Source organism: Mesorhizobium sp. M8A.F.Ca.ET.057.01.1.1 (assembly GCF_003952565.1).
Taxonomy (GTDB): Bacteria; Pseudomonadota; Alphaproteobacteria; order Rhizobiales; family Rhizobiaceae; genus Mesorhizobium.
On sequence record NZ_CP034454.1, the window covers coordinates 6,396,026 to 6,418,608 of the forward strand.

General features: G+C 63.1%; 23 protein-coding genes. 9 read left to right on the forward strand and 14 right to left on the reverse strand.

The annotated features are described in order from the left end of the window. Positions 1 to 26: 26 nt before the first annotated feature. Positions 27 to 2,615, reverse strand: a complete 2,589-nt coding sequence (locus EJ077_RS30380; RefSeq protein ID WP_208703174.1) for a helix-turn-helix transcriptional regulator — start codon at positions 2,613 to 2,615, stop codon at positions 27 to 29. A 223-nt stretch (positions 2,616 to 2,838) separates the two neighbouring features. Between EJ077_RS30380 and EJ077_RS30385 the strand changes: the two genes are divergently transcribed. The 3 genes from EJ077_RS30385 (at position 2,839) to EJ077_RS30395 (ending at position 3,933) form a co-directional block, all read left to right on the forward strand. Beyond that, positions 2,839 to 3,114, forward strand: a complete 276-nt coding sequence (locus EJ077_RS30385; protein ID WP_208698599.1) for a DUF4242 domain-containing protein — start codon at positions 2,839 to 2,841, stop codon at positions 3,112 to 3,114. Beyond that, complete coding sequence (locus EJ077_RS30390; RefSeq protein ID WP_208698601.1) at positions 3,089 to 3,355, forward strand: hypothetical protein; 267 nt, start codon at positions 3,089 to 3,091, stop codon at positions 3,353 to 3,355. Before EJ077_RS30385 ends, EJ077_RS30390 begins: the two co-directional genes overlap by 26 nt. Positions 3,356 to 3,432: 77 nt before the next feature. Continuing rightward, positions 3,433 to 3,933: a hypothetical protein gene (locus tag EJ077_RS30395; RefSeq protein WP_208698603.1), complete on the forward strand. Its 501-nt coding sequence runs from the start codon at positions 3,433 to 3,435 to the stop codon at positions 3,931 to 3,933. A 166-nt stretch (positions 3,934 to 4,099) separates the two neighbouring features. Here EJ077_RS30395 and msrA read toward each other — a convergent pair whose 3' ends face one another. From msrA to EJ077_RS30415, 4 genes are all read right to left on the reverse strand, one after another. Further along, positions 4,100 to 4,825: a peptide-methionine (S)-S-oxide reductase MsrA gene (gene msrA / locus EJ077_RS30400; RefSeq protein WP_208698605.1), complete on the reverse strand. Its 726-nt coding sequence runs from the start codon at positions 4,823 to 4,825 to the stop codon at positions 4,100 to 4,102. 236 nt (positions 4,826 to 5,061) lie between these two features. Beyond that, positions 5,062 to 5,358, reverse strand: coding sequence for a hypothetical protein (locus EJ077_RS30405; RefSeq protein ID WP_208698607.1), 297 nt, complete (start codon positions 5,356 to 5,358; stop codon positions 5,062 to 5,064). Positions 5,359 to 5,471: 113 nt separating this feature from the next. After that, positions 5,472 to 6,176 (reverse strand): DUF1223 domain-containing protein, encoded by a 705-nt coding sequence (locus EJ077_RS30410; RefSeq protein WP_208698609.1) that lies wholly within the window; start codon positions 6,174 to 6,176, stop codon positions 5,472 to 5,474. A 364-nt stretch (positions 6,177 to 6,540) separates the two neighbouring features. Beyond that, on the reverse strand, positions 6,541 to 7,623 hold the full coding sequence (locus EJ077_RS30415; protein WP_208698611.1) for a TadE/TadG family type IV pilus assembly protein: 1,083 nt from the start codon (positions 7,621 to 7,623) through the stop codon (positions 6,541 to 6,543). 208 nt (positions 7,624 to 7,831) lie between these two features. Between EJ077_RS30415 and lepA the strand changes: the two genes are divergently transcribed. Next, entirely contained in the window at positions 7,832 to 9,637 is a 1,806-nt protein-coding gene (gene lepA / locus EJ077_RS30420; RefSeq protein ID WP_208698613.1) for a translation elongation factor 4, read from the forward strand. Positions 9,638 to 9,643: 6 nt separating this feature from the next. Here the strand turns inward: lepA and EJ077_RS30425 are convergent, their stop codons facing one another. From EJ077_RS30425 to EJ077_RS30435, 3 genes are all read right to left on the reverse strand, one after another. Next, positions 9,644 to 10,687: a DUF262 domain-containing protein gene (locus tag EJ077_RS30425; protein WP_208698615.1), complete on the reverse strand. Its 1,044-nt coding sequence runs from the start codon at positions 10,685 to 10,687 to the stop codon at positions 9,644 to 9,646. A gap of 64 nt (positions 10,688 to 10,751) precedes the next feature. Next, positions 10,752 to 11,534 (reverse strand): FRG domain-containing protein, encoded by a 783-nt coding sequence (locus EJ077_RS30430; protein WP_208698617.1) that lies wholly within the window; start codon positions 11,532 to 11,534, stop codon positions 10,752 to 10,754. 70 nt (positions 11,535 to 11,604) lie between these two features. Further along, positions 11,605 to 12,273: a hypothetical protein gene (locus EJ077_RS30435; RefSeq protein ID WP_208698619.1), complete on the reverse strand. Its 669-nt coding sequence runs from the start codon at positions 12,271 to 12,273 to the stop codon at positions 11,605 to 11,607. 201 nt (positions 12,274 to 12,474) lie between these two features. On the opposite strand from EJ077_RS30435, the gene EJ077_RS30440 reads away from it, so the two are divergent. After that, the gene (locus EJ077_RS30440) at positions 12,475 to 12,987 is read left to right on the forward strand and encodes a hypothetical protein (protein WP_208698621.1); all 513 of its coding nucleotides are present in this window, start codon (positions 12,475 to 12,477) and stop codon (positions 12,985 to 12,987) included. Positions 12,988 to 13,289: 302 nt separating this feature from the next. Here EJ077_RS30440 and EJ077_RS30445 read toward each other — a convergent pair whose 3' ends face one another. From EJ077_RS30445 to EJ077_RS30455, 3 genes are all read right to left on the reverse strand, one after another. After that, positions 13,290 to 14,930 carry an ABC transporter substrate-binding protein gene (locus EJ077_RS30445; RefSeq protein ID WP_208698623.1) on the reverse strand — a complete coding sequence of 547 codons (1,641 nt, stop codon included), beginning with the start codon at positions 14,928 to 14,930 and terminating at the stop codon, positions 13,290 to 13,292. A gap of 502 nt (positions 14,931 to 15,432) precedes the next feature. Beyond that, complete coding sequence (gene secB, locus EJ077_RS30450; RefSeq protein WP_127277690.1) at positions 15,433 to 15,936, reverse strand: protein-export chaperone SecB; 504 nt, start codon at positions 15,934 to 15,936, stop codon at positions 15,433 to 15,435. 385 nt (positions 15,937 to 16,321) lie between these two features. Next, complete coding sequence (locus EJ077_RS30455; RefSeq protein WP_208703175.1) at positions 16,322 to 16,819, reverse strand: FxsA family protein; 498 nt, start codon at positions 16,817 to 16,819, stop codon at positions 16,322 to 16,324. Between the two features lie 199 nt (positions 16,820 to 17,018). Between EJ077_RS30455 and EJ077_RS30460 the strand changes: the two genes are divergently transcribed. Genes EJ077_RS30460 through EJ077_RS30475 form a run of 4 tightly spaced genes read left to right on the forward strand, consistent with a single transcriptional unit; the run spans position 17,019 to position 19,740 of the window. Beyond that, the gene (locus tag EJ077_RS30460; protein ID WP_208698625.1) at positions 17,019 to 17,726 is read left to right on the forward strand and encodes a Tim44/TimA family putative adaptor protein; all 708 of its coding nucleotides are present in this window, start codon (positions 17,019 to 17,021) and stop codon (positions 17,724 to 17,726) included. Positions 17,727 to 17,747: 21 nt separating this feature from the next. Further along, positions 17,748 to 18,845: a murein transglycosylase A gene (locus tag EJ077_RS30465; RefSeq protein ID WP_208698627.1), complete on the forward strand. Its 1,098-nt coding sequence runs from the start codon at positions 17,748 to 17,750 to the stop codon at positions 18,843 to 18,845. Then, positions 18,845 to 19,375: a Smr/MutS family protein gene (locus tag EJ077_RS30470; protein ID WP_208698629.1), complete on the forward strand. Its 531-nt coding sequence runs from the start codon at positions 18,845 to 18,847 to the stop codon at positions 19,373 to 19,375. Before EJ077_RS30465 ends, EJ077_RS30470 begins: the two co-directional genes overlap by 1 nt. Next, positions 19,372 to 19,740: a helix-turn-helix domain-containing protein gene (locus EJ077_RS30475; RefSeq protein WP_208698631.1), complete on the forward strand. Its 369-nt coding sequence runs from the start codon at positions 19,372 to 19,374 to the stop codon at positions 19,738 to 19,740. Before EJ077_RS30470 ends, EJ077_RS30475 begins: the two co-directional genes overlap by 4 nt. 89 nt (positions 19,741 to 19,829) lie before the next feature. Here the strand turns inward: EJ077_RS30475 and EJ077_RS30480 are convergent, their stop codons facing one another. The 3 genes from EJ077_RS30480 to EJ077_RS30490 all read right to left on the reverse strand — a co-directional run bounded on the left by EJ077_RS30480 (position 19,830) and on the right by EJ077_RS30490 (position 22,501). Beyond that, positions 19,830 to 20,084 (reverse strand): hypothetical protein, encoded by a 255-nt coding sequence (locus EJ077_RS30480; protein ID WP_135930959.1) that lies wholly within the window; start codon positions 20,082 to 20,084, stop codon positions 19,830 to 19,832. A gap of 358 nt (positions 20,085 to 20,442) precedes the next feature. After that, a complete protein-coding gene (locus EJ077_RS30485) occupies positions 20,443 to 21,057 on the reverse strand; it encodes a transglutaminase-like cysteine peptidase (protein ID WP_208698633.1) in 615 nt (204 codons plus the stop codon). A gap of 166 nt (positions 21,058 to 21,223) precedes the next feature. Then, entirely contained in the window at positions 21,224 to 22,501 is a 1,278-nt protein-coding gene (locus EJ077_RS30490) for a polyhydroxyalkanoate depolymerase (RefSeq protein WP_208698635.1), read from the reverse strand. Between the last annotated feature and the right edge of the window lie 82 nt (positions 22,502 to 22,583).

Genomic DNA, 22,583 nt, shown 5'->3' on the forward strand with positions numbered 1-22,583 from the left:
GCGAGCGGCGGATCAAGCGTGCCGGCTCAGATCAGCCCGCTGTCGCGCGCGGCGGCGGTGGCCTCGCCGCGCGACACGGCGTCCAGCTTGCCCAGCACCGCCGAGACATGGTGGTCGACCGTTTTGGGCGAAATGGCGAGATGCTCGGCGATACGCTTGTTGGACAAGCCCCGCTCGATCAGCTGCAGCACTTCCATCTGGCGCTCGGTCAGGCCGGCGCGGTTGGCGCGCGTGGCGCGGCGCGGGCCACGGGCGATGTGAATGACGCCGCTGCGGCGCATGATGTCGCGCACGTGCTGGGCGACCGGCCGGGCGCCAAGCGCCTCGAATATCTCCAGCGCCACCCGCTGTGCGGCTTCGTCGCCCTGGGCAAGCGCAAATGCGCGTTCGTAAGGCGCCTCGAGCTCGACCCAGGCCGAGGCCGCGCCACGCCAGTCCCCGGTGAGCAGCATCCTGTAGGGCAAGGCCATGCCGGCCGTGTCTCCGGGATCGACATCCGGTACCAGCATTCGCCGCCAGACGGCCAGTTCGGCAAAGACAGCCCGCGTCGGCGACAGGCCTTCGGCAAGCCCGATGAGCCGCAGCGCCTCGTCCTTGTCCGCCTGCCCGAGCCAGGCCTGTTCGGCAACCACCGCCGCATAGGGCAGCAGCCGCTGCAGCTCGATGCCCTTTTCCAGAAACCGCTTCATCTCCGCCAGAAGCGGCTCGGCCGACGGATCGCCGCGCCGCAGGCGCAGTTTCACCAGCGCCACCAAAGCGGGATAGCGCACCAGGGCCGTGGCCTGATCGTTGCCAATCACGTCCAGTGCTTCGGAAGCCGCCTCATCCCAGCATCCCTGACGCAGCCGCAACTGCGCGCGCACGCCGTGCATATAGTCGCGCCATGTCGCGAGATCGTTCTCGACGCAGTAGTCGATGCCGCGATCGAGGAAGGATTGAGCCTCGCGGTAGTCGAGCTGGTTCATGCCGCCACAAGCGCAATTGGTGAAGGCGCGTGCCGCGTGCTCCTGAAAATTCTCCTGCAGCGCGATTTCGAGGCTGCGGGCAAGATGCCGCCGGCTGCTGGCCAGATCCAGCCACTGCTCGGCGGCGCCGACATTGTTGAGGGCGTGGCAGACGACATCCGGCCGGTCCAGCCGTTCGGCGAGCTCGATCGCCCTGGAGCCCAACGACAGCGCGTCGTGCAGTCTCTCGGCCAGCATCGCCAGCTGCGAGAGGTTCGAATAGGCCATGGCAAGCTCGGCACTGGGCCCAACGCTCTCCAGCAACGCAACCGCCTGGGCGCCGAACCGGTCTGCGGCCTGCCGATCGCCCAGGAGATAGGCGAAGCGGGACAGCCATCTGAGGCTGTCGCCTTCTTTCAGACTGTTGCCGAGCGCCTGCTGCAGTGCGCGCGCCTGCTCCTGCGCCTCGATGGCGTCGCCGATGCGCGCGATCAAGTGGCACTCGAAGGCATATTGCTCGTAAAGCCCGGCGCGCTCTTGCGCGGGCAAGGTGTCGGCCTGGCGCAAGGCGACCTCATAATAGCCGGCGGCGTCGCGATGGGCGCCAACGCGGGAGGCCTCGCGCGCGGCGACCGGCGCCAATTCGCGCACCGTCTCCAGATTGTGCGCCTCCACCGCGTGATGGACCAGCCGCGCGGTGGCGACGTCGCCCCTTTCGAGCAGCGCCGACAGCGCGCGCTGGTTGAACGCACGCCGGTGGCTGGTCGTCAGCATCGTCTCGATGGCGTGGCGGGCGATCTCGTGGCGAAATGCATAGGCGTCGCCCAGATCGTCCAGCAAACCGTTGGAGACGCATTCCGCCAGCTGGCCGGCACTGGCCACGCCGCACAGGCCCGCCAGCGCCCAGGCGTCGGCGCGCCTGGGAAATACTGAGACCGCATCGAGCATCGACCGGGCGCCGGCCGACAGACGTTCGGCGCGCGCCAGCACCGCGTCGCGCACGCTGGCCGGCAATGCCGTTTCGCATTCGCAGCTCAACAGTTCGGCGACGAAAAAGGCGTTGCCGGCGGTCGCCCGGTAGATGGCATCGCCGTCACGGCCGGCGGCGCCGGCGAGCGACAGCACCGCCGCCTCGCTCAAAAGCGGCACGTCGATGCGTGCGACGCTTGCGGCCGGGATTTCACCCAGCGCGCGGCGCACGCGCATCTGGCCCTCGCTGCGGTCCGTGCGCGCCGTCAGCAAGAGCAGGATATGGGTGTTGGCGATGCGGCGGCCGAGAAAGCGGACGAAGTCGAGCGTCGCGTCATCGGCCCAGTGCAGGTCCTCGATCACCAGAAGGGTCGCGCCCTCTGTCGCATCGAAGACGTCAAGCGCGTCGGAAAACAGCGGCAGCCGCTCTCCCCGCCGCGCGTCGACAGCTTGCGGCATTGCCCATTGCGCCTCTCGTGCTAGGTCGTAGAGCGGCCCGAGCGGATCTGGAATCGACAGGTCTTCGCAGGCGCTGCGGAAGATACGGGTCCGCGCACCGGCTTCGCCGATGAAGGCCTCGACAAGCGCCGACTTGCCGGCGCCCGCTTCGCCCGACAACGCCGCCACGTGACCACGGCCGCGGCTGGCCTGTGCCAGCAAGCCATCCAATTGCGCCAGCTGTGTCTGCCGTTCCAGAAGCATGGTCATTGGCTCATGTGATCCTGGTTGCGGCCGCCGCGCCCCAACTCGACCGCCAGGGTATCCGGGCTCGGTATCTGCTGTGTGGCTCCTGGGCTAAACGCCGTTAACATGGGGAATCGTCCCGCCAAACATAGGGAAAGGTTCCGATGCGCGCCGTTGACGGGCGTGATCATGTCCAGCCGCGCTCAATTCGAGCGTGTCCAATGGAAAAGGGAACCTCGATATGCCCCGCTATGTGGTTGAACGTACATTTCCTGCCGGCCTCAGCGTGCCGATGAACGATGCCGGCGCCGATGCACTGGCCGGAGTGATCATGCGCAATGCCGAGAAGGGCGTCACCTGGGTGCAGTCCTTCGTGTCGCCCGACAAGAAGCAGAGCTTCTGCATCTATGACGCGCCTTCGCCGGAGGCGATCCGCAGCACCGCCCAGAAGAACGCCCTGCCCGTCGACAAGATCACGGAGGTGCGGGTTCTTGACCCTTACTTTTATCGCCCATGAAAGTCCGGTCGCCCAGCGCAATGGCGACATGCCCGACATGCCGGCCAACGACGCGATGCCTGCCTTGGGAGATGACCGCCGGGAGTGGGGCGTGCCCCGCCGCCTGCGGCGGATCGTGTCGGCGCTTTCCGCGCACTTGCCGGGCAGGCGCCGGCCACCGGAAGGCGACTATCTGAGGCGCGACATCGGCCTGCCGGAGCGCGAAGAGCTGCCCCACTACTGGGACTTCACCCGGTTATAGCCACCGATACGTCCGGCCATCCGGGCTTCGCCGCGAGGAGCGGCTGCTCCCGCGCGCATCAACAACGAGGAGAGAAAATGAACATCCATCTGTGGACCAGACATCTCATCAACCTGTCGATCCTGTCGATCGCGGCCACGGCGGCGAATGCCGACGATGCCGGCGCGCTGGACGAGAAGGTGCGGGCGGCCAATAGCCGCTTCGAGAATGTGGCGATGGCGACCGCCGAAGGCTACGCGCCGATCGCATGCGCCAGCGGCATCAGCGGCGGCGCCATGGGCATCCACTACGTCAATGCCGCCTATCTGAAGGACGACGCGGTCGATGTCGCCAAGCCGGAGGCGGTGATGTACGAGCCGATGGCCGACGGCAAGCTCAGGCTTGTTGCCGTCGAATACATCACCTCGAAAGGTCCGGCCTCGCTGGGAGGGCAGCTGTTCAACTTCAACAGCGCACCCAACCGCTACGGCCTCGGGGCTTTCTACGAACTGCATGTCTGGGCGTGGAAGAAGAACCCGACCGGGATCTTTGCCGACATGAACCCCGATGTGTCGTGCGATGCAGTCAAGGCCATGTAGGCACAAAATCTCCCCCCTCGAGGGGGAGATGTCGCCGTAGGTGACAGAGGGGGTCGCCGGACGTAGAGCGCTAACCTTCTTCTGTCGCAACAGGTCGAGCCCGGTCGGACCGACCTCCTCTGGCCGCTTCGCGGCCATCTCCCCCTCAAGGGGGGAGATTAGGCACTCAGTTGCTCGCCGACAGCACCAGCACCGGCTTTTCGCTGTAGAGCGACGGGAACAGCGTCTTCAAATTCGCCACCTTGGGCAGGTCGTTGTAGACGATGTAGGGGTAGGTCGGGTTCAGCGTCAGGAAGTCCTGGTGGTAGTTTTCGGCCGGGTAGAAGGTCTTGCCGGTCTCCAGCGTGGTGACGATGGGCTCGGAAAACACCTTGGCCTTGTCGAGCTGGGCGATGTAGCTCTGCGCGATCTTCTTTTGCGCGTCGTTCTCGGCAAAGATCGTCGAGCGGTACTGGGTGCCGGAATCCGGTCCCTGGTAGTTGAGCTGGGTCGGGTTGTGGGCGACCGAGAAATAGACCTGCAGCAGCTGGCCGTAAGTCACGACCGAGGGATCATAGGTGATCTCGACGGATTCGGCGTGGCCGGTGCGGCCGGTGCCGACCGTCTCGTAGACGGCATCGTCCTTGGCGCCGCCGGTGTAGCCGGAAACCGCCTTGCTGACGCCCTTGACGTGCTGGAACACACCCTGCACGCCCCAGAAGCAGCCACCGGCGAAGATTGCCTTTTCGCTGCCCGAGGCCGCCTTTTCGTCGATTGCCGGCGGCGGGATTTTCACCGCGTCCTCGGCGGAGATGGCAGGCGTCAGCCAGAAGGCGGCGCCCGCGACGGCAAGGGCGAGTGCGGCGAGCGCGCCCCGGACAAGACCGGCCGAACGGTTGTTGGTATTGGTCATGGTTGCACTCCTCATGGCTTTCCCCGTTGATCAGTAATTTGGGGGATCAGTCTATTGGATCAGCTGCGGTGGCGCGATGCGCGAGTTGCGGCGGCGCCTCACATTCGCGTGCGCCGGGACTTTCGCCTTGACGTGTTCCCGACGCAAAAAACGCTTCAAGCCTTTGCCGGGATTGCTCCAGCGACTGCCCCCGGCTGGACAGAGAGCCCGCCAGGGACAGAAGGCCACGCCCAATCTCAATTGGCGGTGGCATCCGTTGCCGGCTTCATGGCATCGGTCGCCGGTTTCATCGCGTCCGCGGCGGGCTTCATGGCATCCGCAGCGGGCTTCATGGAGTTGGTGGCCATAGGGTCGGCCGGCTTCATCGCATCGGTTGCCGGCTTCATCGCGTCCGCGGCCGGCTTCATGGCGTCCGCGGCGGGCTTCATCGCATTGGTGGCATCGTCGGCGCGCGCGATGCCGCCGGCAACGAGCGCGGTCGAGCACAGAGCGAGCGCGAGCGCCGGCAGCGTCAGACGGGAGAAATTGGTCATAGTCGGTTTCCTTGTGGGGTTGGTGGCACGCCCTTTTGGACGGCCGGGGTCTTGCGCCGCCGCCCATGCGGTGGCGCAAATCTCTGCTCGGCAAATCTCTGCTCGAACGCGATCTAGTTGGCGGCGGCGGCCAGGATCGGCCCGCCGCCGGGCGACTGCACCAGCACTGCGGTGCTGAGGCCGCCGGAGGCGGAAGGCAGCGCATAGGTGGTGGCCGCGCCGCTCCAGCCACCGAGCTTTTGCAACTGATGCACGACATTGGCGTGCGGCAAGGTGCGGCCGGTGTTTTCGCCGCGCGCCACCGGCACCTCGACGACACCCTTGGTGTAGCGCACAAGCCAGACATCGGCCTTGCCGCCCGGTGCCGCGCCGGCGCCGATCGCGACCTTGCCGCCGTCGAGCGACAGCGACGGGCCGCCGGTCTTGGCCGTGGCGGTGATCAGATGTTCGATCTCGCCGGGCGCGGCGCCGACGACGTCGGCATGGCCGTTGACCACCACCTGCGGCGTGAACGGCCCGTCATGGCCGCGCGGCGGCTCGTAGGAAACCTGGCGCTGGGTGAATTCCTTCTTGCCGAACGTGTCCTTCCAGCCGAGATAGTCCCAATAGGTGACGTTGAACGACAGCGCCAGCACGCCGGGCCGGTCCTTGACCTTGATCAGGTTGGCATTGGCCGGCGGACAGGACGAGCAGCCCTGGCTGGTGAACAGTTCGACCACGCTGAGCGGCTGGGCTGCCGCCGCGCCGAGCGAGGCGGCGAGCGCGAGCGCGGCGAGGCCGGACAGTGCGAGGACCCTGCGTGACATGACTGGCGACATCGGCTTGCTCCGTGGGAGGGCGCCACGATGCGCCCGTCATATCCCCACTTCGCCGCCACTTGCCGCTTCGTTACAACGCTCACCGGTTTGTGATTGAAGAGCGCCTGCGCCTCCTCCTTGCGGCCCTGGAGATTGGCGAAAACGGTCGCGCGTCCAATCTCCCCCTCGTGGGGGAGATGTCCGGCAGGACAGAGGGGGGCGCCGTAGAGCGCCTACGCCCGCGCTTTTAAACAGATGTCGGCGCGCGGGGGAGATGGCCGGTCGAACCAGGGCGGATATCGTGGACCTGGCAGGTCGGCGGGACAGCGCCCCCTCTGGCCTGCCGGCCATCTCCCCCACGAGGGGGGAGATCGGCAGCCCCACCTCACTGCGTCAGCGCGGTGTCAGAGGGCCGCTTGTTGAAGTCGCACTTGCCGGTCACGTTGTAGAAGAAGTCGGCGTTGCCGACAGGCGCCGGGACCGCGTTGCCGCCATCTTCCCAGGCCTGATAGGCTGTCGCGCCGCAAGGCACGAGGCCGAAGATATCGACGACCTGGCCGGTCGCGATCTCATTGTAATTGACAGTGTTGGTCTGCGGATCCATGAGCCCGTTGTAGAGCCGGTTTGAGGTGGTTGGATCATTCGACTTGAGGTATTGCGGGTTGCCTGATGGCACATACATCTGCAGACTGAGGCCACCCATCTGGCTGACATCGATGGACGCGCCAGTGCCATTGGCGGGATACATCGTGTCGACACAGTAAAATTTCGTCTGAAACTTGTCGGTCTGGATCACCGCACCGGAAGGCGGGTTGGAGCCGGCGAGCTTGCAAACCTGCGTCTGGGCCACCGTGGTGACGGTCTTGCCGGTTGAATCGGTCGTTAGGATGCTGGTGGTGGTGGTGCCATAGCCCTTCGGATCTCCGGTCTTGCCATAGACGTAGTCGATCGTCATCAGCGGCTTGGCCGTCGTCGCGCCGAATTGCGTGCCGTAGAGCGTCATCGTCTTGTTCCAGTAGCCCGAGACGCCGCTGACCTTGAAGTTGGCCGCGACCAGCGCCGGCGGCTTGCTGACCGCCGAGGCCACGGCGATCGGTACGGTATCGATCCTTGCGATGGTCATGAAGACGGTCGGCATGGCGAAACTTGCCGTGGCCCGCGCGGTGGTCGCGGTGGCGGTGGTCCCAGCCACGAAGCTGGTCAGCGTCGCGGTGCCTTGTCCGCCGTTGGCGGTGAAGGAATCCTGCAGCATCGTCTGGCGCTGCGGCAGCGTCGACGTGGTGTCCATGGTGGTGATCGTCAGGATCGCGGCATCCAGCGCCTGCTGCTGGTTGGACCTGGTCTGGACCGCGCTGGTATAGTCGACCGAGAAGCCGATGGCCGCGATCAGCGGCATCAGGCTCACCAGGAAGAGCGGCATCATCGACCCGCTGCGGGAACGGGTAAAGCCGCTTGCAAGCTTGAACATTTCCAACTCCCGACAGACATTAGAGGGCGCGCAATTACCACGCAGCCGGCAAACCAAGGTCTAATCTGAACGATTAAAGTTTACGCATTGTTGGCGCGCAGGCCGGTTTTTTCGATTCTTTTGCCGATTTCACCGCTTTGCGAGCGGCAAGGCAGCCCTTGGGCGCCAAGCCTTGCCGCCGCTTGCCGCCCCTGCTAAAGCGCGCGGCATGAGCACGCCCCTCGACCACATCCGCAATTTTTCCATCGTCGCCCATATCGACCATGGCAAATCGACGCTTGCCGACCGCCTGATCCAGTCGACCGGCGGGCTGGAGCTGCGCGACATGAAGGAGCAGGTGCTGGACTCGATGGACATCGAGCGCGAGCGCGGCATCACCATCAAGGCGCAGACCGTGCGGCTGAAATACCGCGCCAACAATGGCGAGGACTATATCCTCAACCTGATCGACACGCCCGGCCATGTCGACTTCGCCTATGAAGTGTCGCGGTCGCTCGCCGCCTGCGAGGGCTCGCTGCTGGTGGTCGACGCCAGCCAGGGCGTCGAGGCGCAGACGCTGGCCAATGTCTACCAGGCGATCGACAACAACCACGAGATCGTCGTGGTGCTGAACAAGGTCGACCTGCCGGCCGCCGAGCCGGAGCGCATCCGCGAGCAGGTCGAGGAGGTGATCGGCATCGACGCTTCCAACGCCGTGCTGATCTCGGCCAAGACCGGGCTCGGCATTCCCGACGTGCTGGAAGCGATCGTCCACCAATTGCCGTCGCCGCGCGAGGGCGACGCGACAGCGCCCTTGAAGGCGATGCTGGTCGACAGCTGGTACGACGCCTATCTCGGCGTCATCGTGCTGGTGCGCATCATCGACGGCGTGCTGAGAAAAGGCCAGACCATCCGCATGATGGGCACCGGCGCCAAATATCTGGTCGAGCGCACCGGCGTGTTCACGCCGGCCCGCATCAATGTCGAGGAGCTCGGACCCGGCGAGTTCGGCTTCTTCACCGGCTCGATCAAGGAAGTGGCCGACACACGCGTCGGCGACACCATCACCGAGGACAAGCGCCAGACCGCGCATGCCTTGCCCGGCTTCAAGCCGGCGCAGCCGGTGGTGTTCTGCGGCCTGTTCCCGGTCGACGCCGCCGATTTCGAGGATCTGCGCGCCGCCGTCGGCAAATTGCGCCTCAACGACGCTTCTTTCTCTTATGAGATGGAAACGAGCGCCGCCCTCGGCTTCGGCTATCGCTGCGGCTTCCTCGGCCTGCTGCATCTCGAAATCATCCAGGAGCGGCTGGAGCGCGAGTTCAACCTCGACCTCATCGCCACCGCGCCGAGCGTCGTCTACCGGCTGCTGCTCAATGACGGCTCGGTGAAGGAACTGCACAACCCGGCCGACATGCCGGACGTGGTGAAAATCTCCGCCATCGAAGAGCCGTGGATCCGCGCCACCATATTGACGCCCGACGACTATCTCGGCGGTATCCTGAAGCTCTGCCAGGACCGGCGCGGCATCCAGGCCGATCTCTCCTATGTCGGCAAACGCGCCATGCTGACCTACGATCTGCCGCTAAACGAAGTGGTGTTCGACTTCTATGATCGGCTGAAATCGATCTCCAAGGGCTATGCCTCGTTCGACTATCACCTGACCGACTACCGCGAGGGCGACCTGGTGAAGATGTCGATCCTGGTCAATGAGGAGCCGGTCGACGCGCTCTCCATGCTGGTCCACCGCACGGCGGCCGAAAAGCGCGGCCGCCAGATGTGCGAAAAGCTGAAGGAACTGATCCCGCACCACCTGTTCAAGATCCCGATCCAGGCCGCGATCGGCGGCAAGGTCATCGCCCGCGAGACGATCTCGGCGCTGCGCAAGGACGTCACCGCCAAGTGCTATGGCGGCGACGTCTCGCGCAAACGCAAGCTCTTGGACAAGCAGAAAGAGGGCAAGAAGCGGATGCGGCAGTTCGGCAAGGTCGATATTCCGCAGGAGGCGTTTATCCAGGCCTTGAAGATGGGGGATTGAGGAGAATTAGGGCCGAGTTTGCTTGCGTTGTCCTGGGGGCGGGTAACCCTTTTGAAGAGCCCACGTTCCTAATTCTCGCTCTAAAATTTCGACCCGACCAACATGGCTGACACCATCGTTTGTGCTGCGGTTTAAGGCATCATACCGGGAGTAGATCGAAGAGTAATTATCCTGGCCGCCCTGAACATGCATGTCGCGGTGCCGTTTTCTGTCTCTCTCGAAGCTTAGTAAAAACTCCCTCAATACCGTAAGAGATGCATCATCGACCTGCCTGACTAACCAATAATATACCGGCATAATGCCAGCCGACGAAAGAAGCTCATCCTTCGGAAGGAAAACCTCTACCATTCGGTCCAAATTGTCGACACAGCGTCGTCCTGACAGTTCCAGCCTGGACTGCTCGACTGACGGCCCTCGAGCAAATTTGTCGAGATCTGATTTCTTCGTGCTAACCAATTTACCTTGGTACTCGAAGAGTAGAATTTTTCCTGCAGCGTTATAGTCTGCAGCGCGTTTGACGCTAAACCGAATAATATCGGAAAAAAATTCGTGTTTACTGACAGTTCTCGTGACCTCTGATACAGGCCCCGTCATAGCGTTGCGGATCTCTGCGCCGGTGAGAGGTTTGCTGCGATTAAGCCTTACGAACAGCTCGTTGATTTCATCCTCATCGGAGGTCACAACGCTCATAATATCGAGAGATTCGTTCTCAAAAGTTTCTGAGACCTGCGGGTAATTCGCCCTCAAATCCCTCAGAGACAGGCCACCAAGCTGAAGTGTTTCATCCTGACGCCATTTGAAGTCATGATTGAGGGTCAGCGTGCCGTCAAAGAAATCGAAAATCGCTTCAAGGCGCTGCTTGCCATCGATGATGGCAAAGGGGAGACGGTTAGGGTTGAGGGGATTTTCGCCAGTTTGAAAATCCGCGAGATAGAGTTTTGGTACGTCATACCCATTTATTATTGAGTCTATTAGATAGCCTTTATCTGACGGGGACCAGAGTCGCCCGCGACGCTGATATGGTGGATCCATATCAATCTGATCGCGCATCCTGTTCCACCAGGACAGCGTTTTCGGTGGATGGGCGTTTATCCGAATTGCTCTGGGTTTCATCTTAGAAGCCAAATACTCTCTTCAATTCTCGGGAAAGGCCTTCTAAATCTGGGAAAACGACTGATTCGGTAAAACCCTTTCTAAACAAAGAGTCACGTATCGACTGAACCTTATCTCTCGGTATTATTAGTTTCTTCAAGCATCCCTTCGAGAACGTGTCACTCTTGTAGACTTTTTCCATCTCCTCCAGTCCTTGCCCAAAGAGCGCGAAGCCACCGCGCTGAGCTACGATACGAGCGCTGTTATAGGTGCCGTATATCATTATCGGATGTTTGGGCATCTGTGGAATTGGCGTCCCTGGCGCATAGGTGTGCAACTGGTCGCTGCTTTCGTCCAATACGCCGCCCGAAAACGAGATATGTTGCAGAGCGGAGCGGTTCCATAAGATGGGATCGCACATCCAGAAAGCCGCATCTTTCTTATGCCGCTCGGCGCCGCTTAAGGCAAAATAGGCTGCAACGAATGGGTTCTCGCTCCAATCTAACAGCCTTGTTGGCACCCCATAGTGCTGCATCAAAAAGAGCTTATCCCAGTCGCTTGTCAGTGTCCGACTCAAAAATGGCTGCGACCGCTGAACAAATCTAATGGTAATCTCGCTTTCGAGCTGCGAAAGCTCCTCAATCTTCTTCTTTGAACTGTGGCGAAACAGCGATGGAACAAGCTTATGAGAGCTATCGCTGCTCCCCCGATACCAAGATGCATCATGCGCGAGCTGAAATTGCTCGATCTCGTCGAGTAAGTTTTTAAATTCAGTTACTTGGGTAGTCTCAAGAGTTTTAGCCATAAGATCTTCAATTTTTCAAGAGAACATACGAACAATCCATTTAAGGGGCGTGCATCCGAGAATAGATGCCCTATTCATACTCTTTCCGGAGCTTCCTCCATTCTGCGAGCAATGCAGTGTATTGACTCATGAAGAGACCCTCTTCATTTCCCTGCAACGGCGAGTCAATTGTGGCGAACGAAGCGCTTCGAAGTACGTCCAAAATGCGAAAATCTTCAACGCTAAAGACTGGTAGCGCTTGATTTAAAACCCAAAGTCCGACCCTTGCGCTTTCGGCCGTAAGGGCGGGCTTTTCGCTGAAATATGGGTACACAAGCCGGTGAGACTCATCGCCGATTTTGACAGAGAGCAAGTTCTCAACCTTCACGGTGCATCCCAGAGCCTCCACGACAAACTGCTTTTTTATGCTGCCTTCGACAATCTCAAAGGGTTCGTTTATCCATCGACGCTTTTCATTCCACCACGTCAGGAAGCCGCTTCTTAAAAGAGGATAGAGTCTCTGCCGTCGCTTATTGCTGGCAACTCGATCGTCAGTCAATAACCGCAGATCGGCATGACCTGTAACGTGTGTCTTGGCGTCTGCCCAAAAAGGCCCATGAAAATCACCGCCTCCAGGAGCCCCATACATTTTCTTATTTATGTCGCGGCGAATGTCGTCTCGTAATGCGGAGGTGCGTAGATTTCTTGGGAGATAGAAGAGCGCCAAAAGCTTCCTAAGGTGGATACGTTCCAGTGACAATTACACCCCCCTTGCCAAATCCCCAGCGTGAACTTCTACGATCAGATAAGTATTTGATCAACAATATTTGTATCTATGTCGATGGGGAACTTCCTTTGGCAAGCTTGGCATTTATGGCAAGGCGTCCTCCTTCGAGCCGACCTCGTAGGTGACAGATTGCACGCCATCAGAGTATCCTCTCCCTGGTTTGGGGAGACACAAATGCGCACCACCTCAGACACCGTCGCCGCTCTCGGCCTCGCCATCGGCGGCGCTTTCGGCCTCGCCGGCACCTTCGTCGCCAGCGCGCCGCTGCGCGAGACGCTCTGGACGATCGACGGCGCAGCACTCGTGGTGGCCGCCGCACTGCTGACCATGAAATATCAGCGGCTGGGCAATGACTGTGTTGCGGCCGGTTTCCTGACCTTCCTGGCCGGCGAGACGTTGCTGCTGGCCGGCAATGCGGCGGGGTTGGAGGCCAGCGTGCCTTCCTATGCCGGGGGCATCACGCTTTGGGCGGCGGGGCTGGTGCTGATCAGCGCGCCGAAGACTTTTGCCCTGTGGATGCGGCTCACTGCGCTGGTGGCCGCCGTGCTGTTTGTCGCATCAGTCGGCATGATCCTGTGGGGCGCGCCCTTGCTGCCAACCTCGGCGCCGCTGCCCGCCGCCGGCTATCCATTCCTGGTGCTGACTTTTATTGGGTGGATTTGGACGTTGGTGCGGGATGGGCGGTGAGCGTGACGCCTTTTCCTTCTCCCCTTGTGGGAGAAGGTGGATCGGCGCGCCAGCGCCGAGACGGATGAGGGGTGTTCCAGCGGAGTGAGGCGGTGGAAAGGATTGGGCGCTTGTGAGCGCTTGGTTCTGCAAGGCAGCGATCCGTCACGCACCCCTCATCCGTCTTGCCGCTTTGCGGCAATCCACCTTCCCCCACAAGGGGGGAAGGAAGAGCGTCGGCGCCCCGGCCCTTCGCAGGCTCAGGGCGTTCGAGGCTCGGAAAGCCAAGCAGTTGGCTTTCCGTCCGCTACGCGGACCGCCTCTCACCCCTCAATCCAGACCTTCTCGAAATGCTGTTCCAGCGCCTGGTGCTGTTCGCAGCCTTCGATGCCCTTGCGATAGGTGCGGTAGACCGAGCGCCAGTAGGGTTGGATGATGATGCCGGAACCGCGCAGATTCTGCTCGATCTTGGCCATGATCTCCTTGCGGGCCTTGGCGTCGGGCATGGCCAGCGCCTTGTCGAGCAGCGCGTCGAATTCCTTCGAGGCATAGGCGCTTTCGTTCCAGGCGGCGCCGGATTTGTAGGCCAGTGCCAGCACCTGGACGCCGAGCGGGCGGCCGAGCCATTCGGTGCAGGAGAAGGGGTATTTGCTCCAGTCGTTCCAGAAGGTGGCGGCGGGCAGCACGGTGCGCTTGATCTTGAGGCCGGCCTCGCGCATCTGTGCCGATATGGCGTCAGCGGTGCTCTTCTGCCATTCGACATCGACCGAGATCAGCTCATATTCGTGGTCCGCCTTGCCGGCTTCGGCCAGCAGCTTCTTCGCCTGGTCGACATCGCGCTTGGCGGGGCCGATATCGGCATATTCGGGGTGCATGGGGCCGACATGGTGGTTGTCGGCGGGCTTGCCGCGGCCATCGAGGCCGAGCTTCAGCACGGCGGCATTGTCCACCGCGAGCTGGGCGGCGCGGCGCATCTTGACGTCGTCATAGGGCGCATTGGCGACATTAAAGCGGGCGACGATGGTCGAGCCGGTGGCGATCTCGGAATTCTTGAGCCCCATCTTGTCGGTCTGCGCGACGGCGTCGGAGGCGGTTTCGTGGTCGGTGTCGATCTCGCCGGATTCAAAGGCCGACAGCATGGCGTTGGGGTCGGAGCCGTAGTCGATCCACTGGATGCCATCGAGATGGAACTCGCCCTTCCACCAGGGCTTGTCCTTGCGCTTCACCTCGGCGCCGGTCTCGGCGTCCCATTTCACCAGCTCGCAAGGACCGGTGGTGATGGCCAGCGCCTTCATGGGGTCGCCGTCCCCGTCATAGGAGCGGTGCATGATCAGCGCGGGATAGTCGGCCATGCCGGCGATCAGCGAAATGTCCGGTTTGGGCAGATTGAGTTTTATGGTGAAGTCGTCGACCTTCTCGATGCCGCCATCGACCACCTTCTTGGTGTCGGCATTGACCAGCGCGCCCATGCGCGCGGCGACCGAATTGCCGGCCACGCCGGCCTCGCACCAGCGGGTCAGGTTGTGGATGACATCATCTGAATTGAAGGCGTCGCCGTTCGACCAGGTGATGCCCTTGCGCACATGCAGGGTCAGCGTTTTGGCGTCGTCGCTCATCTCCCACTTTTCCAGCAGCCAGGGCTCGAACGAGAAATCGGTGTTCCAGCGCACCAGATATTCGTTGCAGTGGCGGGCGACATTGGACATTTCGACGCCGTCGAAGGTGCGCGGATCCTTGAAGCCCTTGACGTTCATGGCGACGCGCAGGGTGCCGCCCTTCTTGGGTTCGGCGGCGCGGGCCGGAGTCGCGGTCAGGCCACCCAAGGCAAAGGCGCCGGCGGCGCTGACGCCGAGCCCGGCCATCAGCGCCAGATATTCGCGGCGGCTGATGCCGCCCTTTTTGAAATCGTCGGCGGCGGGTCTGGCGCGCGGGTGGAGCTTGCGGTCGGTCAGCATGAATTTCATCGTCGTTCCCTCTTTTGTTGGTGCATGCCGCCGAATGGGCGGCGATCCGGCTGCAAGGACATGCACGAAAACAGGCTCGCCCCGGCGAAATCGCCAGCGCGGGCGCGGGCGCGACCACCGGGGCGTCGTTGCCTGAGAGGGAATGATAGGGCTGGGTAACACAAGGGAGTGTTCTGGAATCCGCAGGACTTGTGCGGTGCTCCGCAGGGCAAATAAGCTCGGCGGTGTGGCGCGCCAACTCCCGACGTTCGTTATCCACGGGCGGAGCGGTAGCGAAGCGTACGCGCAGACCCGAGGATCCATGCCGCGACCTTGCTGACGGGTGCAGCGGAGCGGAACCTGGACCGTGGCAACGCTTTGAGGTCGCGGCATGGATCCTCGGTTCTGCGCCGCGTCGCTGCGCTCCTTGCTCCGCCCGTGGATAACGAAGGAAAGGGTGGCGCTCCCAACAAAAAACCCGGCGCGAGGCCGGGTTTTTCAAAGCGATCCTGTCAGGCGAGCCTCAGCTCACCTTGGTCTGCGAGGCGGCCTGGTCCTCGGCGATCTTCTGCTGGAACATCTGCGCGAAATCGATCGGGTCGAGCATCAGCGGCGGGAAGCCGCCATTGCGCGTCGCCTCGGCGATGATCTGGCGGGCGAAGGGGAACAAAAGGCGCGGGCATTCGATGAACAGGATCGGCAGCATGTGCTCCTGCGGGAAGCCCGAAATGGCGAAGACGCCGCCATAGATCAGCTCGACGTTGAACAGCACTTCCTGGTCGAAGGAAGCCTTGGCGTTCAGCGTCAAATTGACGTCGAACTGCTTGTCGGAGAGCGGGTTGGCGTTGACGTTGACGTTGATGGCGATGCCGGGGGCCTTGTCGCGGCCGCGCAGCGAGTTTGGCGCGCCGGGGCTTTCGAAGGACAGATCCTTCACATACTGCGCCAGGACGTTGAGCGACGGCTGCGCCGCGCTGCCATTGCCGTTGCCGTTGGCGCCGACCGGCGCGTCATCATTGCTGGCCATAAGCCGATATCCTTTTGCGTGGGCAGCGTTGCTGACCGAATTGAAATCGGGCGTTCGCTACCATGGCCGGCATGACAAGACAAGGTTTGCCGCCTTGGGTCTCACGTCGTCATCCCAGGGCGAAGCAGGAGCGAAGCTCCGTCGCGCAGACCCTGGGATCCATGCCGCGACATCGGCCGGGAAATGCAGCGGCTCAAGATAGCCTCGTACAGTTTTGCCCGCGCTCCAAGTCTGCAAGTGCTCCAAGTCGAGACGATCATCGACGGGGTGAAGGAGAGGCGGAAATTCTGCACCGTCGCAGCGTTTCTGCGTCACGGCATGGATCCTGGGGTCTGCGCCGCGTCGCTCCGCTCCTTGCTCCGCCCCAGGATGACGAAGCGAAGCCTCAGTCGTCCTTCAGCCGTCGCCACGGCGAATTGTGGTCCGGGCCGCGCTTCAGGTCGTCCTCGCGCGAATAGTCGCCGTCGTCGAGGTCGATGACCTTGTCGCGCTGGCGGCGGAAGCCGCCGGTGGAGAAATTGCTGGCCACGACGATGCGGCCCTTCAGCCTGCTCCAGGCGAAGTCGCGCACCGGCGGCAGGAACAGCAGCAGGCCGATAATGTCGGTGATGAAGCCGGGGATGATCAGCAGGATCGCGGCGACCACGATCATGGCGCCATGGGCGAGCTGGCGGCTGGGGTCGTGGCCGGCGGCCATCTCGGCGCGGATGCGAGCCATGACGCCGAAACCCTGGTGCCTCAGCAGAAGCACGCCGGCGAAGCTCGAGGCCAGCACCAGGCCGACCGTCGCCAGCGCGCCGACCTCACGGCCGACGACGACGAAACCGGCGATTTCCAGCAGCGGCAGCGCGAGGAGAAAGAAGGGAAGCAGCGAAATGCGCAAGTCTTTACCGACCATTCGATTGTTTTAGCCCGCCGGCGACCAATCGCCGCTGGCACGGAGGCTGTTAGATAGGTATGCCTGCCTTTGATTTGAATGATTGCGCCTTGCGTTCTATATGCTTTGAATGGTGAACGCTATGCGACCGCGGCCTGTCGGCTGGACGGTCCGGCCTAGAGGCAGGGATTGATTGGCGGAAAATATGGGCTTCTTCGACTTCGGCACGATTTTCTTCCTGATCGCGGCGGTGGTGATCTTCTTCCAGCTGCGCAACGTGCTGGGCCGTCGGACCGGTAGCGAGCGGCCGCCCTTCGACCCCTATACGGCGGCGCGCACCGACAAGGATGCCACGCAGAAGCCCGAGAACGTGGTTTCGCTGCCGCGCAAGCGGCTGCCCGGCGAGGCGGCGCCGGCCGACGCCTATGCGGCGATCGACGCCTTCGCCAAGCCCGACACCGATCTCAACAAGGGCCTGCGCGCGATCAAGGACAACGACCCGTCGTTCGATCCCAAGGGTTTCGTCGACGGCGCCAAGATGGCCTATGAGATGATCGTCATGGCCTATGCCGACGGCGACCGCAAAACGCTGAAGAACCTTTTGTCGCGGGAGGTCTATGACGGCTTTGTCGCCGCGATCGGCGAGCGCGAGGCCAAGTCGGAAAAGATCCAGTCCTCCTTCGTCGGCATCGACAAGGCCGACATCGTCTCGGCCGAGATGAAGGGCGGCGAGGCGCATGTCACGCTGCGCATCATCAGCGAGCTGATCTCGGCGACGCGCGACCAGGCCGGCGCCGTCATCGACGGCGATCCGGAAACGGTGGCCGAGGTCAAGGATGTCTGGACCTTCGCCCGCGACACGCGCTCGCGCGATCCGAACTGGAAGCTCGTCGCAACCGAAGAAGAAGACTGAGCCCGGAACAGGCGGGCTCCGGTGTCGCTGTCGCCTCTCCTTGTTGAAAGGTCCTTCGGCGACCTGCCCGGCTGGGGCGACGACGACCATCTGCCGGCCTTCGAGGCGTTTGCCCGTTCCGCCTTGCATGTACCGATAAAACCCTATCGCAGCGGTGCGCTGGGCGTCGATTTCGGCGCCTTCGCGGAGGCCTATGCGCAAGCGCGCGGCGCCTCGCCGGCGAACCGATCCGAGGCCCGCGCCTTCTTCGAGCGTCATTTCGTGCCCATGCTGGTCCGGCCCGAAACCGGCGCCGGCCTCGTCACCGGCTTCTACGAGCCGCAAGTCGAGGCCTCGCCGGTGCGGACGGAGCATTTTGCCGTGCCGCTGCTGTCGCGGCCGGCCGATCTTGTCGATGTCGACGACGCCAACCGGCCGGCCGGGATGGATCCTTACCTCGCCTTCGCCCGCCGGGCCACCGACGGGCTGGCCGAATATCCCGACCGTGGCGCGATCGAGCGCGGCGCGCTCGCCGGCCGGGGGCTGGAGATCGCCTGGCTGGCCGACAAGGTCGATGCCTTCTTCATCCATGTGCAAGGCGCGGCGCGGCTCGCCATGACCGACGGCCGGCTTTGCCGCGTCACCTACGCCGCCAAAACCGGCCAGCGCTTTACTGGCCCCGGCAAAATCCTGAGCGAGCTGGGCGAAATCCCGCTGGCGGACGTGACGATGCAATCGATCCGCGCCTGGTTCAAGGCGCATCCGCAGCGCGTCGACGAGATCCTGTGGCAGAACCGTTCCTACATCTTCTTCCGCGAGGCCGCGGTGGATGACGCCGCGCTGGGGCCGATCGCGGCCGCCAAGGTGCCGCTGACGCCGGGCCGCTCGATGGCCGTCGACCGGCTGCTGCACACATTCGGCACGCCCTTTTACATCGACGCGCCGACGCTCACCGCCTTCGACAAAAGGCCGTTCCGGCGGCTGATGATTGCGCAGGACACCGGTTCGGCCATCACCGGGCCGGCGCGCGGCGACCTGTTCGCCGGCTCGGGCGATGCCGCTGGCGAGATCGCCGGCGTGGTGCGCAACGCCGCGGATTTCTATGCGCTGGTGCCGCGCGCGCTGGCCGGGGGCGCATGATGAGCAAGCGTCCGGACAAACTCAGCGAGGACGACCGGGTGCTGTGGAACCTGGTGGCGCGCACCGCCAAGCCGCTCAAGGGCCGCGCCGCGGTCGACATTCCAGACATGGCCGTCGACGCCAGGCCAACGCCCTCGCAGCCGGCTCAGCCCGCCGCCGGCCCGGCTGGCGTGGCAAAGCCGAAGGTGCAGCATGTCACGCACCGGCTCGACGAGCCGACGCTGGACAAGTTGCAGAAAGGCCGGCTGCCGATCGAGGGCCGCGTCGACCTGCATGGCATGACGCAGGACGAGGCCTATTCGCTGCTGTTCTCGTTCCTGCACCGGGCCCATGCCGGCGGCGTCCGCTATGTGCTGGTCATCACCGGCAAGGGGTCGTCTACGGGCGGCGACGGTGTCTTGCGGCGCGCCGTGCCGGCCTGGCTGTCGACGCCGGCGTTCCGGCCGCTGGTCTCCAGCCACGACCATGCCGCCCGCAACCATGGCGGCTCGGGCGCGCTCTATATCAGGCTACGGCGGGCGCGTTCATGACGCCGTTCGGCGAGAAGCTGCGAGCGCTGAGAGCCGAGCGCGGCGTCAGCCAGAAGGACATGGCCGCGGCGATCGGCATCAGCGCCGCCTATCTCTCGGCGCTGGAGCATGGCCGGCGCGGCGCGCCGACCTGGACGCTGATCCAGAAGATCATCGGCTATTTCAACATCATCTGGGACGATGCCGAGGAGCTGGCGCGGCTGGCCGAAGCCTCGCACCCGCGCGTGAAACTCGACACGTCGGGTCTTTCCCCCGCCGCCACCGAACTCGCCAATCTTTTGGCCGAGAACATAGAGAAGCTCGACGAGGCGGAACTGCGCCGCATCACCGCATCGATCCGTGCGGCGCTGGGCCGACGGGTGTGATCTAGATTCAACAGAATTTTGCGACGGGCGTCCGCCTGATCGCAAACCAGTGCCCGCCGGCGAAACGCCAGCGGGCAGCTGTGGCGCAATCAATATTTGCCGGTCGGGCCACCATTGGTGCTGCCGCCATTGGGATCGCGGCCGCCCTTGTCGTTATGATCGCGGCCACCATTGCCACCGCCCAGACAGTCCGACGCGCCGGCGGTGCCGCAACAACGGCCGGCCCAAAGGTCATTGAGCGTGGTCTTGACGCAGCTCGTGTCGGTCTGACCAGCCAGAGCGGATCCGGTCAGGGCCGATACCGCAGCGACGGCGAGAAGGGTATTGCGCAGGAAAGCAGTCATTTGAAGTCTCCATGGTTTGGGTTTCTATCGTCCACGGCTGTGTGTCGCCGGGCGAACGGAAATGGTTCACGGAGAGGTGGAAAATTTCGAGAGGAGTTCGTCATCCACGGGCGGAGCGGTAGCGAAGCGGACGCGCAGACCCGAGGATCCATGCCGCGACCTGCGAGCGCCACAGCGATGCGGAATCTGGCGATGCCCGCGTGAAAATAAGCGGCGTCATTTCCCGCGCCGTGGCGTCCATGCCTTGATGTCACGGCATGGATCCAGGGTCTGCGCGACGGAGCTTCGCTCCTGCTTCGCCCTGGGATGACGAAGCGCGAGGGACCGCCGCCCCAAGCGAGCGGCCGCGCCGCCCTTTCTACTGCACCGAGCCCACCAGAACCTGCTGGCCGCCGCGGATCGAGACCCAGCGGCCGGTGTTGTCGATCGCCTGCCGCTTGAGGAAGCGGTAGCCGGTCTGGTCCCAGGGCTTGACCTTGTCGGTCAAATTGTCGAGCACATAGTCGCCGCCGTCGGTGCGCACCGTCAGCACGGCGTGACCTTCGCCGTCGGGCTTGCGCACCACGGTTATCAAGAGATCGGCGAGCGAAACGCCCATGCGGGACAGCTGGCGCCGCTTCTCCAGCACATAGTCCTCACAGTCGCCGACGCCCTTGTCGGGATAGGCCCAGACCTCGTCCTTGCCATAGATGTCCATGTCGCTCATCGGCTTGACTGATGCATTGACCCTGGCGGTGACGTTGAGCAGCTTGCGCATCAACCCGTCAGTCAGGCTGGCTGGCGTCAGGTCGGACGGACGGGTCGAACATTCGCCCGGATGCTGCTTGCAGAAATCATAGTGGCCGATCGGCTGCGAGGTGAGGCCACCGGTCGCCATCGCGTCCGCAGCCCAGGCCGGTGCCATCCAGCCTCCCGTTACTGCCAGCCCGGCTGCCACGCATACGCGCAGCCTTCGCATGGTTGAGGAATTCATTGTCCCCGCTCGCCCTGTTGTTAACGAAACGTTAAGGGCGATTTACACTCCGTGTCAATTACGACGTCGGGTTGATTTGCAGCATGGTTACCCGCGGGAAGGGACAGCGGCACTTGTGCAACAGAACCGGACCGCCGGCCCGGCCCCGCTCCGTTTCCAGAATTGCCTACCGCTTGGCGGTGCGGACCAGCTTCGGCTTCACCGCCACCCGGTCCTGGCGGCCATAGCTGGTGATGAAGTCGACGATGCGCGGCACGATCTCGGAGCGGAAGCGCGAGCCGTTGAAGACGCCGTAATGGCCGACCGCCGGCTGCATGTAGTGCGCCTTCCTGTCGGCGGGGATGTTGACGCACAGGTCCTGCGCGGCCTTGGTCTGGCCAAGGCCCGAAATGTCGTCGTTCTCGCCCTCGACCGTGAACAAGGCGACGTTGCGGATGGCGGACGGATCGATCCTAGTGCCGCGATGCGTCATCTCGCCCTTGGGCAGCGCATGGCGCACGAAGACGGTGTCGACGGTCTGCAGGTAGAACTCCGCCGTCAGGTCCATCACCGCCAGATACTCGTCATAGAAGTCGCGGTGCTTTTCGGCATTGTCGCCATCATGCTTCACAAGGTGCATGAAGAAGTCCTTGTGGGCGATGATGTGGCGGTCGAGGTTCATGCTCATGAAGCCCGAAAGCTGCAGGAAGCCGGGATAGACCTCACGGCCGAAGCCCGGCACCGGCCAGGGCGCGCGCATGACGACATTGTCGCGGAACCAGTCGATGCCCTTTTCCTCGGCCAGCAGGTTGACCGCGGTCGGGTTGCGACGGGTGTCGATCGGTCCGCCCATCAGCGTCATCGTCGAAGGGACGAAGGGGTCGCCGCGCGTTTCCATCAGCGAAACCGCCGCCAGCACCGGCACGGAAGGCTGGCACACCGCCATCACATGGGTGTCCGGACCCAGCGTGTGCAACATGTCGATGATGTAGTCGATATAGTCGTCGAGATCGAAGCTGCCATCGGCCAGCGGCACCATGCGGGCGTCGACCCAGTCGGTGATGTGGACATCGGCATAGGGCAGCATCGCGTCGACCGTGCCGCGCAGCAGCGTCGCGTAATGGCCCGACATCGGCGCCACGATCAATAGCTTCGGGTCGGCCTTGCGTCCGGCGGGAACGGCGCGCTCGAACCGGACGAGATTGCAGAACGGCTTCGACCAGATGGTCTTTTCGGTGACCGCGACGCTCTTCCAGTCGACCACCGTCTTGGCCAGACCGAATTGCGGCTTGCCGTAGCGGCGCGTGGTGCGCTCGAACAGTTCGGCGCCCGCCGCGATCGAACGGCCCCAGGGTGTGTGCGAAACCGGATTGAGCGGATTGGAGTAGAAGAGCCGGACAGCGTCGGCATAGAGCCGCGCCGGCTGCAAGGCGGCATGGTTCATTTCGTAAAGCTGGTAGTACATCAAGAACCCCGCTGCTGCCGCGACCGAAGGGACGACGAGCAGCGCCGAGCCTTGAATGTCATGCGGGGAGGTTAACAATTAA

Bases quoted from the DNA above. Each gene is read 5' to 3' on its own strand.
- EJ077_RS30380 (WP_208703174.1), bottom strand. From the start codon at position 2,615: ATGCTTCTGGAACGGCAGACACAGCTGGCGCAATTGGATGGCTTGCTG.
- EJ077_RS30385 (WP_208698599.1), top strand. From the start codon at position 2,839: ATGCCCCGCTATGTGGTTGAACGTACATTTCCTGCCGGCCTCAGCGTG.
- EJ077_RS30395 (WP_208698603.1), top strand. From the start codon at position 3,433: ATGAACATCCATCTGTGGACCAGACATCTCATCAACCTGTCGATCCTG.
- msrA (WP_208698605.1), bottom strand. From the start codon at position 4,825: ATGACCAATACCAACAACCGTTCGGCCGGTCTTGTCCGGGGCGCGCTC.
- EJ077_RS30405 (WP_208698607.1), bottom strand. From the start codon at position 5,358: ATGACCAATTTCTCCCGTCTGACGCTGCCGGCGCTCGCGCTCGCTCTG.
- EJ077_RS30410 (WP_208698609.1), bottom strand. From the start codon at position 6,176: ATGTCGCCAGTCATGTCACGCAGGGTCCTCGCACTGTCCGGCCTCGCC.
- EJ077_RS30415 (WP_208698611.1), bottom strand. From the start codon at position 7,623: ATGTTCAAGCTTGCAAGCGGCTTTACCCGTTCCCGCAGCGGGTCGATG.
- lepA (WP_208698613.1), top strand. From the start codon at position 7,832: ATGAGCACGCCCCTCGACCACATCCGCAATTTTTCCATCGTCGCCCAT.
- EJ077_RS30425 (WP_208698615.1), bottom strand. From the start codon at position 10,687: ATGCGCGATCAGATTGATATGGATCCACCATATCAGCGTCGCGGGCGA.
- EJ077_RS30430 (WP_208698617.1), bottom strand. From the start codon at position 11,534: ATGGCTAAAACTCTTGAGACTACCCAAGTAACTGAATTTAAAAACTTA.
- EJ077_RS30440 (WP_208698621.1), top strand. From the start codon at position 12,475: ATGCGCACCACCTCAGACACCGTCGCCGCTCTCGGCCTCGCCATCGGC.
- EJ077_RS30445 (WP_208698623.1), bottom strand. From the start codon at position 14,930: ATGAAATTCATGCTGACCGACCGCAAGCTCCACCCGCGCGCCAGACCC.
- secB (WP_127277690.1), bottom strand. From the start codon at position 15,936: ATGGCCAGCAATGATGACGCGCCGGTCGGCGCCAACGGCAACGGCAAT.
- EJ077_RS30460 (WP_208698625.1), top strand. From the start codon at position 17,019: ATGGGCTTCTTCGACTTCGGCACGATTTTCTTCCTGATCGCGGCGGTG.
- EJ077_RS30470 (WP_208698629.1), top strand. From the start codon at position 18,845: ATGAGCAAGCGTCCGGACAAACTCAGCGAGGACGACCGGGTGCTGTGG.
- EJ077_RS30475 (WP_208698631.1), top strand. From the start codon at position 19,372: ATGACGCCGTTCGGCGAGAAGCTGCGAGCGCTGAGAGCCGAGCGCGGC.
- EJ077_RS30480 (WP_135930959.1), bottom strand. From the start codon at position 20,084: ATGACTGCTTTCCTGCGCAATACCCTTCTCGCCGTCGCTGCGGTATCG.
- EJ077_RS30485 (WP_208698633.1), bottom strand. From the start codon at position 21,057: ATGAATTCCTCAACCATGCGAAGGCTGCGCGTATGCGTGGCAGCCGGG.
- EJ077_RS30490 (WP_208698635.1), bottom strand. From the start codon at position 22,501: ATGTACTACCAGCTTTACGAAATGAACCATGCCGCCTTGCAGCCGGCG.